We start from the raw sequence: 12,436 nt of genomic DNA on the forward strand, positions 1-12,436 counted from the left end.
CGCCCACCCGGTCCCGTCAGGACCGCCACCGCCGGTACCGTGGCGTGAGCCGGTAGGTGCTGAGGGTCACGAACCCGGAGCGCCCGACGGCCCGGAACCGGATCACCAGCGAAAACGCCTGTGAGAAGGGCCCGGATCACCGTGGCCTCCGGCCCGGGCGGGGTAGCCTCGAAACCGGTCCTACCGATCTTTTCGACTTCGGACCTACGCCCACACGGCGTCGGCTAGGCTGCCGTATCGCGGTTCGGTAGCAACCCGAGTCGTGCTTTGAACGTGTACTTGTGGGGGGCCAAAGCCGGTCCGCCTAATCCGCCGGTGTTCGGTGGGGCAACGTCCGGGATCCCCGGGGTGCGGCCGCCGCTGGGCATCGATAGCAGTACGGGGAGACGTCGGTGAGCGACGAAGGTCGCCTGGTCGCCGGACGCTACCGGGTGCAGCGACGCATCGGCAGTGGCGCGATGGGCGTGGTGTGGGAGTGTGTTGACGAGCGCCTGCACCGCACCGTTGCGGTCAAGCAGTTGCTGTTGCAGCCCGGTCTTGATCCGGGAGAAGCCGAGGAAGCGCGGCAACGGGCAATGCGAGAGGGCCGGATCGCGGCCCGGCTCCAGCACTCGAACGCGATCTCGGTGTACGACGTGGCCGAGGACGAGGGGCAACCGGTCCTCGTCATGGAGTACCTGCCGTCGACGAGCCTGGCAGCGATGATGTCCGACCACGGCCCGCTGCCGCCGCGCGAGGTCGCGCGGATCGGTGCGGAGGTCGCGTCGGCTCTCGGTGCCGCGCACGCCGCGGGGGTGGTGCACCGCGACATCAAGCCGGGCAACATCCTGCTCGGCGACAACGGCCAGGTGAAGATCACCGACTTCGGCATCTCGCGGGCCCAGGGCGACGTGCAGGTCACCAAGACCGGCATGCTCGCCGGGACGCCCGCCTACCTGTCGCCGGACGTGGCGATGGGCCAGGAGCCGACCCCGGCCTCGGACGTGTTCTCCCTCGGAGCCACGCTCTACGCCGCCATCGAGGGCCACCCGCCGTTCGGCCTCAACGAGAACACGCTGGCGCTGCTGCACGCCGTGGCCGCGGGCAAGATCGAGCCGCCGCAGCAGGCGGGCCCGATGGCCCAGCCGCTGATGGCGATGATGGCCGCCCGCGTGCAGGACCGGCCGGACATGGCGCAGTCCCGCGAGATGCTGCAGGCCGTGGCCGACGGGGGCTCGGTGAACTCCATCCCCACGATGGCCGCGCCGATCCCGCCCGCGCTGGCACCGGAGGCCCCGGACAACGCGACGAGCGTGATGGGCTCGGGCGCCGCGGCGGGCACCACGGTCGCCTACTACGAGGACGACCCGTACTCCGAGCGGCCCTACGAGGACGCCACGTCGTACATGGGCGCCGACACGCGTGCCGACTCGGCCGCCTACGAGGAGCCCCGGCGCAGCAAGCGCCCGGTGATCATCTCGGCGATCGCGCTGGTCGCGGTCGCGGTGATCGCGGTGCTGGTCACCTCGGCGCTGCGCGGTCCGGAACCGCCGCCGCAGCAGCCCGCGAACCAGCCGACCGAGGCCCCGCAGGTCCCGCCCCCGCCGCCGGAGACCACCACCGAGGAGGAGACGAGCACCAAGCAGACCCGCACCTCCACGCGGGAGACGCAGAGCTCGTCCGAGGAGACCCCCACCTCCGCGGAGGAACCGACGTCCACTCCGAGCGAGCCGACGTCGAGCGACGACGCGCCGACCTCGCAGCGGCCGACCCGGACCAGCACCACCCAGAGCGGCAGCGTCACCACGCAGTGAGGTAGACCCGATCCAGGTCAACGTCCCGCGGCCGGGGTGCTCATCGACAGGTGAGCGCCCCGGCCGCAGGCGCATTTCGGCCCCGGGGTGCTGCCTGGAAGTCATGGCCCAGTAACGTGGTTGCGGGCGTGACACCGTCGGGTGAAGCCGGCAGCGGGGAGTCGTTCCGTCCTCAGTGCAAACGAAAATCAGGCAGTCCTTAGACAGGCGAGCCCCGTCGGGCGAGCCAGTACCAGGAGACACCGGTGAGCGCCGAAGGTCGTTTGATCGCGGGCCGGTACCGCTTGCAGCAAAAGATCGGTAGCGGCGCCATGGGCGTGGTGTGGAAGGCCGTGGACGAGCGCCTCCACCGCACGATCGCCGTCAAGCAACTGCTGCTGCAGCCCGGTTACACCCCCGAAGAAACCGAGGAAGCACGTCAGCGGTCGATGCGCGAGGGCCGCATCGCCGCCCGGCTCCAGCACCAGAACGCCATCGTGGTGTTCGACGTGGCCGAGGACGAGGGCCAGCCGGTGCTGGTCATGGAGTACCTGCCCTCGACGAGCCTGGCCGCGGTGATCGACGAGCAGGGCGTGCAGCCGCCGATGCGGGTGGCCCGCATCGCCGTCCAGGTCGCCGGGGCGCTCGCCGCCGCGCACATGGCCGGCATCGTCCACCGAGACCTCAAGCCGGGCAACATCCTGCTCGGCGAGAACGACCTCGCCAAGATCACCGACTTCGGCATCTCACGCGCCATCGGCGACGTCGCGGTCACCAAGAGCGGCATCCTCGCCGGCACCCCCGCCTACCTGGCGCCGGAGGTCGCGCTGGGCCGCGACCCGGCGCCCGCTTCGGACGTGTTCTCGCTGGGTTCGACGCTGTACGCGGCGATCGAGGGTGGCCCGCCGTTCGGCACCGACGAGAACGCGATCAGCCTGCTGCACCGGGTCGCGCGCGGCCAGTTCGAGCCGCCGCGCCAGGCCGGGCCGATGACCCCGGTGCTGATGCAGATGCTGTGCCCGGACCCGGTCGACCGGCCGACGATGGCGCACACCCGCGACCTGCTGCAGGCCGTGCTCGACGGCCGCCCTGTGCCCAACGCGGCTCCGGGCGCCGGTGCGGGCTGGCAGCGCCAGCAGCAGGCTCCCGCACCTGCCCAGCACGGTGCCGGTCCGACGATGGCGTACCAGGGCGGCATGGGCGGCGGCGCGAACCCGCCCACCCGCGTGGGCGCCGCAGGTCCGGTGGCCGCGGCCGCTCCGCCGCGTCGCGGTGGCAAGCAGGTCGCGCTGTGGATCGTGGCGATCGTGGTGGCGATCCTGGTCGGCGTGCTCGCCGCGAACGCCTTCGGCTCCGGCTCGCGGAACCAGGGCGCTCCGTCGTCCGCCCCCGTGCCGCCGCCGGCCGCGCCGCCCGCGCCGACGAGCTCGGCCACGCCGACGACCACGAAGTCGTCGGCGCCGACGAGCAGTCACGCCCCGACGTCGAGCGCGACGAGCACCAACAAGCAGGTGACCAAGGAAGAGCTGGTCTCCACGGTCAAGAAGTACTACAAGCTGGTGCCCAAGGACCTCGACGAGGCCTGGGAGCTGCTCGGGCCGAGCCTCCAGTCGCAGGGCAAGGAGCGCTACCAGGCGTTCTGGAAGCAGATCGACGACGTCAAGATCATCGGTGAGCCGGTGCAGTCCGGCGCCAACGTCGTGGTCACCCTGCAGTTCACCAAGGACGGCAAGAAGAGCACGGAGATGCACGTCCTGGGCATGGTCGCCAACACCGACGGAGACGCCCTCATCAACACCGACAACCGCAGCTGATCAGGCCGCGATCTCGGTCAGGCAGTCGATCAGGGACCGCGCAGCGGGCAGGTCGGCGACGGCTTCGCGGACGGCGATGTGGAGGCGGCGGACCGGCTCCGGGTTGGTGACCGGGCGGATCTCCACGTCCGGGTGCACCACGTTCAGCCCCAGCTGCGGCACCAGGGCGACGCCCAGTCCCGCCGCGACGAAGCTCTGCGCGGAGTAGGTGCTGTCGGTCTCCAGCGCGACGCGAGGGGTGAAACCGGCGCTGGCGTAGGCGTCGAGGAGCAGCCGCGAGCAGATCCCGCCGCTGGTCACCGCGCTGTTGATCCAGGAGTCGTCGGCCATCTTCGCCATGTCGACGCTGCTTTGCTCGACCTGCGGGTGGGAGCGGGGCAGCACCACGCGGTACGGGTCGTCGGCCAGGTGCACCAGCCGCACGCCGTGCCGCTGCGGCACCGCGTCGCCGAGCACGATGACCGCCAGGTCCGCCTCCCCGGCGACGACGTCGTCGAGCAGGCCCTCCTCCTGCAGCTGCAGATCCAGCTGCACCTCGGGGTGCTCGGCGCGGAACTTGGCGACCGCCTGCGGGATCAGGCCGACGGCCGCGGTGGTGAAGAACCGCACACGCAGCAGCCCGGTCCGACCCGCGCGGATGTCGGCGAGCTCGACCTCGGTCTCGTTGAGCACCTCGGAGATCCGCCCCGCCCGCTCGGCGAGCAACGTGCCCGCCGGGGTGGGGCGCAGGCCGCGACCGGCCTTCTCCAGCAGCGGGGTCCCGGCCTCCTTCTCCAGCGTGGACAGCTGCTGGCTGATGGCCGAAGGGGTGAACCCGAGGTTGGACGCGGCGGCGCTCACCGAACCACTGGTGACCACCGCGCGCAGGACCTGCATCCGCCGGACGTCGAGCATGCCGCCGATGCTACAGCATTCCTTAACGGTTCGTTGAGATTAATTCGCTTGTCCTTACTCCTCGGCTTTTGCAAGCTGGACTCACCAACTCGACGGCACTGGGGAGCAGCGATGAACAACCCGACCAGCTATCTGCGACTGGGCGCGCTCGCGCTCTTCTGGGGAGCGAGCTTCCTGCTGATCAAGCTCGGCCTCGAAGCCCTGTCACCGACGCAGATCGCGCTGGGCCGCATCGTGCTGGGCGCGCTGACCCTGCTGGCGATCTGCGCGGTGCGCGGGCTGCGCATCCCGGGCGACCGGAACCTGTGGCGGCACATCGCCGTCGCCGCCGTGTTCGCCAACGCGCTGCCGTGGGTGCTGCTGGCCGTCGGCGAGCAGAGCGTCGAGTCCGGACTAGCCGGCGTCCTCAACGCGACTACTCCACTGTGGACCGTTCTGTTCGGGCTGCTGGCCGGGCGTGAGGCGCTGCCACCGCGTCGTGCCGCGGGACTGCTGATCGGATTCCTCGGCGTGCTGGTCATCTTCGCCCCCTGGCAGGGCGGCGCGATGCTCGGCTGGGGCGTGCTCGCGTGCGTCGCCGCGTCGGCGAGCTACGGCATCGGATTCGTCTACACAGGACGGTTCATCACCGGTCGGGGCACGCCGCCGCTGGCCCTGGCGAGCATGCAGCTCACCGCCGCGATCGGGTTCTCGCTGCTCGCGCTGCCGATCGACGGGCTGCGGATGGTGCACTGGGATCCGGTGGCCCTGCTGGCGGTCCTCGCGCTCGGCGTCGTCGGCACGGGCATCGGCTTCGCGCTGAACTACCGGCTGATCGGCGACGAAGGAGCCACCACGGCGTCCACCGTCACCTACATCATGCCGATCTTCTCGGTGCTGCTCGGCTGGCTCCTGCTCGGCGAGCAGCTCCCGTTCCGCGTCCTGCTCGGCATGGCAGTGGTCCTGCTCGGCGTCGCCCTGACCCACCGCAAGAGCTCAGGCCCCTCGATCACCGCCCGCCTCTGGACGGCCTTCAACCGAGCCTCGCACCTCTACGCAGACCTAGCCACGAACCACCCGATGAAGTGACAAGCCCTCCAGCCCAGCACCCGGGACGTCGCGCGACGTCCCGGGCTCCGTCACAGCTTTCGAATTTCGCGCGAAATTCGACCCCGAACTTCCGCCCTCGAATTTCGCGCGAAATTGGAATGGCCGGAGCCCTGAACTGCGAAGACACGCCCGGGCGTGGGGGGATTCGAATTTCGCGCGAAATTGGAATGCTGCGAGACCGGGCGGAGCTGCGCGAGGAGTGCGAGGAGCTCAGACCAGACGTCGGTCTGAGGCCCAGCGGGAGAGTTCGTAGCGGTTGGAGAGCTGGGTCTTGCGCAGGACGCTGGAGACGTGGGTTTCCACGGTCTTGACCGAGATGAACAGCTCGGACGCGATCTCCTTGTAGGCGTAGCCGCGCGCCAGCAGCCGCAGGACCTCCCGCTCCCGCCGGGTGAGCAGGTCCAGCTCGGGGTCACCGACGGGTGCCGCGTTCGGGCCCTCGGAGAAGGCGTCGAGGACGAAACCGGCCAGGCGCGGCGAGAACACCGCGTCCCCGGCCTTGACCCGGGAGATCGCGTCCACCAGCTCGTGTCCGGAGATCGTCTTGGTGACGTAGCCGCGGGCGCCGCCCCGGATGACCGCTATGACGTCCTCGGCCGCGTCGGAGACCGACAGTGCCAGGAAGACGATCTCGCTCTTGTCCTCACCAGACTGGGCGCGGACCTGCCGGAGGACTTCGGCACCGCCGCCGTCGGGCATGTGGACGTCGAGCAGCACGACCTCGGGCCGGTAGTGGCCGATCCCGGCCACGGCCTCGGCGACCGAGCCCGCTTCGCCGACCACCTCGACGGCGTCGGCGGCGGCGAGCTCGGCGCGCACCCCGGCGCGGAACAGCGCGTGGTCGTCGACGAGGAACACCCGGACCGGGCCGGACTCCTCGGTGGCTTCACCGGTCACAACATCCTCCGCAACGTCGTTTCCCCTGGCAGACTACGCTTCACGCCGCCGACCTGGGCATTTCCATGGCCACCTCGGTGCCCTGACCGGGCGAGGTGCGCACCTTGACCTTCCCGCCGTGCCGCTGCATGCGGCCCCGGATCGAATCGGCCAGCCCGTGCCGGTCGTCGGGAACGGCGTCCGGGTCGAACCCGGCACCGCGGTCGCGCACGAACACCGACACCAGTTCCGGCTCGACCTCCGCGTAGGCGCTGACCTCGCTGACCCCGGCGTGCTTGGCCGCGTTGACCAGCGCTTCCCGGGCCGCGTTGAGCTGGGCGGTGAGCCGGTCGTCGACCTCGCAGTCTCCGACGACGACCTGCTGCACGGTGATCGCGAAGTGGTCCTCCACCTCACCGCAGATCCGCGCCACCTCGGCGGCGAAGGTCCCCTTGCTCGCCACCTCGGTCTCGGTTCCGTAGCCGTCCGGGCCGTAGAGCCAGCCGCGCAGCTCGCGCTCCTGCCCCCGGGCGAGCCTGCGGACCTCGCGCTCGGAATCGGCCTGCTTCTGGATCAGCGCCAGCGTCTGCAGCACCGAATCGTGCAGGTGCGCGGCGATCTCGGCGCGCTCCTGGGAGCGGATGCGGCTGGCCCGCTCCACGTTGAGGTCGCGCACCAGGCGCACCCACCAGGGCACGGTGAGCACGGCGACGCCGACCAGCGTGGCGCCGGAGGCGAGCAGCCCGGTCGGCAGCGCGTCCAGCGAGGTCGTGCTGCCCACCAGCAGCGCCATGCCGAGCACCACCAGCACCGCACCGGACAGGACGCGGATCCAGGCGCTGCGCGCACCCGATCCCAGCAGGGCGCCCGCGACCCCGGAGCGGGCTCCCTGCCGCCAGCGGCGGCGCTGCGAGTCGTCGGCCTCCCGCCACACGACGGCCGCGCCCACCAGGGCGACGACCAGCGGAACGGTCAGCCAGGCCGGCATCGACAGCACGGCGCCGAAGGCGACCAGCGCACCGACGCCGAGCAGCACGATCCCGAATCCCTGCTGCCACTCCTGCCTCGTCGCCGGGCGCGAGCCGCCGCCCTGGGGGACGAACGCCCACAGCAGCGCGTAGGCGAGGATCCCGGCACCGCCCAGGGCCGAGAGGATCGCGAAAGTCATCCGCACCCACAGCACCCGGACGCCCAGGTGCTCGGCCACGCCCGCGCTCACCCCGGCCAGCAGCCGCCCGTCGCGGGTCCGGCGCAGCGGCGGGTGAGCGGGGTGCACCTCGTCGGCGGAGGGGCTCACGACGTTCAGCCGGTCGGTCCGCAGCGGGTTCACCTTGTGCTGAGCGCGCGGAGTCTTCTCGTCGGGGGCCATCACGTCATCGATGGTCACACGGTCGAGGGCCGCCAGGCATCAGGGACTGCCCTGACAAACCCGGAAACGGGCCGGTTCCGGGTCGCACTCAGGGGCGTCCCCGATACCCGCGAACCGCGCCGGATCGGATAGTGGTCGGTATGAACAGCACGCAGCAAGCCGGTGGTGTCGAGGCCACCGTGCGCGACTTCTGGGCCACCCGGCCCGTCCGCCCGACCGCCGGGAGCAAGGTGGCGGGCGTGTCGGCGGCGATCGGGCGGCGCTACGGCGTCGACCCGATCCTCGTGCGCGTCTCCTTCGTGGTGCTCACCTGCTACGGCGGCGCCGGCATCGTCCTGTACATGCTGGGCTGGCTGCTGTTCCCGAAGGAGGCCGCGCCGCTGCCCGGCCAGACGACGCCGAGCCGCGAACCCACCCGGACCTGGATCGCGGCCGTGCTGGTGGTCCTGCTGTTCCCCGGGATGCTGTGGATGATCAACTCGATGGCGGTGCTGGGGCTGGCCGCGGGTCCGATCGCGCTGTACTTCCTGCACCGCAACCAGGGCGACCGCCAGGTCACCGGGACCGAGAACCCACCGCCGCAGGCCACGCCGACCGGCGAGAACACCTGGGTCTACCCGGGAGTGGCGCGGCAGCAGCAAACCCCTCCCGCGTGGGACCCGCTGGGGGCCGCGCCGTTCGCGTGGGACCTCCCGGAACCGCACGAGCCCGAACCTCCGGAACCCGAGCACCGAGGCTTCCGCTGGTACAACCCGGCCGCGCTGCTGGTCACGTTCGTGTGCACGACGGTCATCGCGTCGCTGAGCGCGCCGGCCTACTTCGTGCTGGCGACCGCGCTCGGGCTGCTGGGCGCGGCGATGGTGATCGGTGCGTTCCTGCGCGTGGGCCGCTGGCCGATCGTGATCGCCGTGCCGCTGACGATGATCGCCCTGCTCGCCTCGGTGGTGCACCAGGGCCGGATCAGCGACGTGGACGTCGAGGACTTCGGCGTCGGCGACGTGCAGTCCGCCCCCGCCTCGATCTCGGAGGTGTCGCCGAGCTACGAGCGCTCGGCCGGAACGATCGACCTCGACCTGTCCCAGCTGCAGATCAGCAGCGGCCAGGTCGTGCGCACCGGCGCCCACGTGGGCGCGGGTCACGTCCAGATCCGGGTTCCCTCCGCTGTGGACGTCCGGGCTGAGTGCGGGGCGGACGTGGGCGAGGTCAACTGCCTGAACCGGTACGCCAACGGCCGGGGCCTGCGCCAGTCGATCACCGACCAGGGCCCGGACGGGCCCGGCGGCGGGGAAATCGTGCTCACCGCGACGGCGGGCACCGGAAACGTGGAGGTCATCCGTGACTGACGAGAGCAAGCCCTACGACGGCCCCGACCCGATCCTGCTGATCGCCGGCACCATCTCGGCGATCATCGCCGCCGCCGTCGCGCTCGACCTGGAGAGCCAGCTGCAGTGGATCCTGGCCGGCGCCGCGGTGCTCGTGGGGGTCGTGCTCCTGGTCATCTCGCTGCGCAAGCGCAGCGACTGAGATTCCCAGTTGTGCCGCGTTTTTCGCGTCCGAGGGTGAACTTCTCCGGGAATTTTTCCCGTTCCTGCTCCGAACGCCGATCTGTACTCTTCCAAAACTCGCCAACACCACCCGGGTGCGGTGCCGGTCTGCTGATACTGCGGTCTTGATCGATCCGAACAGCGTTGCTCCCCACAATCCCCGCAAGGAGCTGCCATGACCAGGAACCGCGCGCTCGCCGGCGGTGCCGTGCTCGCCCTGTTCGTCTCGCTCCCGTCCGCCGCCGCGGCGAACCCGAGCGAGGCGCCCCAGGACGTCAAGCCGCGCGCCGAGGTCTTCTTCGACGACTTCTCCGGTAGCGAGCTCGACCGCTCGAAGTGGCAGGTCGAGGTGACGGGCGAGAACTTCGGCACCGTCAACAACGAGCAGCAGGCGTACGTCGACTCGCCTGAGACGATCTACATCGACCACGACGGGGGCACCGGTGCCCAGAACGGCGCCTTGGCGCTGCACCCGCGCTTCAAGCAGGGCTTCCAGGCGCCCGACGGCGGCACCTACGACTTCGTGTCGGGCCGGGTGAAGACCGAGGACAAGTACGAGTTCACCTACGGCAGCTACTCCGCGCGCATCAAGCTGCCGGAGAACGCCACGGCTTCCGGTCTGTGGCCCGCCTTCTGGTCGCTGGGCACCAGCATCAACGAGGGCAAGCCGTGGCCTGCGTGCGGCGAGGTCGACGTGATGGAGCACGTCGGCGAGCCGTGGACGAGCTCGGCCATGCACGGCCCCGAGTACAACGGCAACACGCCGATCACCCACCAGCAGAACTTCGAGGGCAAGGACCCGGCCGACTGGCACACCTACCGGGTGGACTGGACGCCGGAGGGCTTCACCTTCTTCCTCGACGACACCCAGACCTACCAGGTCACCAGGGCCGAGTTCGACGCCAACGGATGGACCTGGGTCTTCGACGACCCGCAGTTCATGATCCTGAACTTCGCCCTCGGCGGCCAGTACCCGCAGGGCGTCAACGGCGTCACCGAGCCCTACCCGGGCCTCCCCCAGGAGAGCGTCGACAAGGTCAAGAACGGAACGGCCCGCTACCTAGTCGACTGGGTCAAGGTCGAGCAGTGAGGCAGTAGCAGCAATTGATGCGAAGAGGGCCCTTCTGACCAGATCAGAAGGGCCCTCTCACGTCAGGCAAGCACCGAAGGTGCTTTCTCAGTACCCCACGCACGCAATCGGCACCGCCGCGGGTTCTGAGCGGCTCTCTGGGGAGGACAGCCGTAGCGCCGCGTATATCTCAGATCCCGGAGCCAGAGAGCCGCTCAGGTTCCGCTACCCGCACCGCTCAGCAGAAAGACCACGGAGCATTGGGAGAAACTCACTCCCACTCGATGGTGCCCGGCGGCTTGGACGTGACGTCCAGGGTCACCCGGTTGACGTCCGCGACCTCGTTGGTGATGCGGGTGGAGATCTGCTCCAGGACGTCGTAGGGCAGCCGGGTCCAGTCCGCGGTCATCGCGTCTTCGCTGGACACCGGCCGCAGCACAACCGGGTGGCCGTAGGTGCGGCCGTCACCCTGCACGCCGACGGAGCGGACGTCGGCCAGCAGCACCACCGGGCACTGCCAGATGTCGCGGTCCAGGCCGGCGGCGGTGAGCTCCTCGCGGGCGATGGCGTCGGCGGCGCGCAGCGTCTCCAGCCGGCCCGGGGTGACCTCGCCGATGATGCGGATACCCAGGCCGGGGCCGGGGAACGGCTGCCGGTGCACGATGGTCTCGGGCAGGCCCAGTTCCAGGCCGACCCGGCGAACCTCGTCCTTGAACAGCGCGCGCAGCGGCTCGACCAGCGAGAACTGCAGGTCTTCGGGGAGCCCGCCGACGTTGTGGTGGCTCTTGATGTTGGCCGCGCCGGAACCGCCGCCGGACTCCACGACGTCCGGGTAGAGGGTGCCCTGCACCAGGAAGTCGATGTGGTCGCCCTCGGCACCGGCTTCGGCCTGCAGGTCGCGGGCGGCCTGCTCGAAGACGCGGATGAACTCGCGACCGATGATCTTGCGCTTCTCCTCGGGGTCGGTGACCCCGGCGAGCGCGCCCATGAACCGGTCGACGGCGTCGATGGTCACCAGCCGGACGCCGGTGGCGGCGACGAAGTCCCGCTCGACCTGCGCCCGCTCGCCCGAGCGCAGCAGGCCGTGGTCGACGAACACGCAGGTCAGCTGGTCACCGATGGCGCGCTGGACGAGCGCGGCGGCAACGGCGGAGTCCACGCCGCCGGACAGGCCGCAGATCGCGCGGCGGTCGCCGACCTGCTCGCGGATCGCGGCGACGGTGTCGTCGACGATGGACGAGGTCGTCCACTGCGGGCGGACCCCGGCGATCTCGTGCAGGAAGCGGCGCAGGACCTCCTGGCCGTGCGGGGAGTGCACGACCTCGGGGTGGTACTGCACGCCCGCCAGCCGGCGCTCGACGTTCTCGTACGCGGCGACCGGGGTGTCCTTGGTGCCCGCGGTGACCTGGAAGCCCTCGGGGGCCTTGCTCACCGAGTCGCCGTGGCTCATCCACACCGGGTGGTGGCCGGGCAGGTCGTTGTGCAGCCGACCGCCGTCACCGCTGATCTCGACCTCGGTGCGGCCGTACTCGCGGGTGCCGGTGTGCTCGACGGTGCCGCCGAGCGCGGCGGTCATCGCCTGGAATCCGTAGCAGATGCCGAACACCGGGATCCCGGCGTTGAACAGCTCGGGATCCACCTGCGGCGCACCGTCGGCGTAGACGCTGGAGGGGCCGCCGGAGAGGACGATCGCCGCGGGATTGCGGGCGGCGATCTCGGACACCGGGGTGTCGTGCGGCACGACCTCGGAGTAGACCTGCGCCTCGCGCACGCGCCGAGCGATCAGCTGGGCGTACTGGGCGCCGTAGTCGACAACGAGAACAGGCCCGTTGGCGCTGTTGCTTGCGGAACCGGACACGTGGTCGCCGACCTCCTTGGCCATCGCAGTGCGGTCCGGTCATTGTCGCAGGTAACGAAGGCCACAACCGCATCGACCCAGGGATCGCGCCCTCCCGCGACCCACCGCACCAACAACGACGCCCCCGCCACCTCCCACCACACCTGCACAC

General features: G+C 70.6%; 10 protein-coding genes. 6 read left to right on the plus strand and 4 right to left on the minus strand.

Annotated features, from left to right (window positions below; translation table 11 throughout):
• The first annotated feature begins 392 nt into the window (after positions 1–392).
• Positions 393–1,793 carry a serine/threonine-protein kinase gene (locus E1181_RS29855; RefSeq protein ID WP_132679755.1) on the plus strand — a complete coding sequence of 467 codons (1,401 nt, stop codon included), beginning with the start codon at positions 393–395 and terminating at the stop codon, positions 1,791–1,793.
• Positions 1,794–2,038: 245 nt separating this feature from the next.
• Positions 2,039–3,586 carry a serine/threonine-protein kinase gene (locus E1181_RS29860; RefSeq protein ID WP_132679756.1) on the plus strand — a complete coding sequence of 516 codons (1,548 nt, stop codon included), beginning with the start codon at positions 2,039–2,041 and terminating at the stop codon, positions 3,584–3,586.
• Here the strand turns inward: E1181_RS29860 and E1181_RS29865 are convergent, their stop codons facing one another.
• Entirely contained in the window at positions 3,587–4,480 is an 894-nt protein-coding gene (locus tag E1181_RS29865; RefSeq protein WP_132679757.1) for a LysR family transcriptional regulator, read from the minus strand. It lies immediately after the preceding gene.
• A 111-nt stretch (positions 4,481–4,591) separates the two neighbouring features.
• On the opposite strand from E1181_RS29865, the gene E1181_RS29870 reads away from it, so the two are divergent.
• Positions 4,592–5,548 (plus strand): DMT family transporter, encoded by a 957-nt coding sequence (locus E1181_RS29870; protein ID WP_132679758.1) that lies wholly within the window; start codon positions 4,592–4,594, stop codon positions 5,546–5,548.
• Positions 5,549–5,779: 231 nt separating this feature from the next.
• Here E1181_RS29870 and E1181_RS29875 read toward each other — a convergent pair whose 3' ends face one another.
• Entirely contained in the window at positions 5,780–6,466 is a 687-nt protein-coding gene (locus E1181_RS29875) for a response regulator (RefSeq protein WP_132679759.1), read from the minus strand.
• A 40-nt stretch (positions 6,467–6,506) separates the two neighbouring features.
• Positions 6,507–7,832 (minus strand): ATP-binding protein, encoded by a 1,326-nt coding sequence (locus tag E1181_RS29880; RefSeq protein WP_235877154.1) that lies wholly within the window; start codon positions 7,830–7,832, stop codon positions 6,507–6,509.
• A gap of 122 nt (positions 7,833–7,954) precedes the next feature.
• Here E1181_RS29880 and E1181_RS29885 point away from each other — a divergent pair, with 122 nt between their 5' ends.
• The 3 genes from E1181_RS29885 (at position 7,955) to E1181_RS29895 (ending at position 10,448) form a co-directional block, all read left to right on the plus strand.
• Positions 7,955–9,157: a PspC domain-containing protein gene (locus tag E1181_RS29885; protein ID WP_132679760.1), complete on the plus strand. Its 1,203-nt coding sequence runs from the start codon at positions 7,955–7,957 to the stop codon at positions 9,155–9,157.
• Positions 9,150–9,338 carry a hypothetical protein gene (locus E1181_RS29890; protein ID WP_132679761.1) on the plus strand — a complete coding sequence of 63 codons (189 nt, stop codon included), beginning with the start codon at positions 9,150–9,152 and terminating at the stop codon, positions 9,336–9,338. The genes E1181_RS29885 and E1181_RS29890 overlap by 8 nt, the downstream gene beginning before the upstream one ends.
• Before the next feature lie 195 nt (positions 9,339–9,533).
• The gene (locus E1181_RS29895) at positions 9,534–10,448 is read left to right on the plus strand and encodes a glycoside hydrolase family 16 protein (protein WP_132679762.1); all 915 of its coding nucleotides are present in this window, start codon (positions 9,534–9,536) and stop codon (positions 10,446–10,448) included.
• A 250-nt stretch (positions 10,449–10,698) separates the two neighbouring features.
• On the opposite strand, the gene guaA is transcribed toward E1181_RS29895, so the two are convergent.
• Complete coding sequence (guaA, locus tag E1181_RS29900) at positions 10,699–12,309, minus strand: glutamine-hydrolyzing GMP synthase (RefSeq protein WP_132679763.1); 1,611 nt, start codon at positions 12,307–12,309, stop codon at positions 10,699–10,701.
• Positions 12,310–12,436: the final 127 nt, after the last annotated feature.

The sequence above is a fragment of the Saccharopolyspora terrae genome, assembly GCF_004348435.1.
GTDB classification, from domain to species: domain Bacteria; phylum Actinomycetota; class Actinomycetes; order Mycobacteriales; family Pseudonocardiaceae; genus Saccharopolyspora; species Saccharopolyspora endophytica.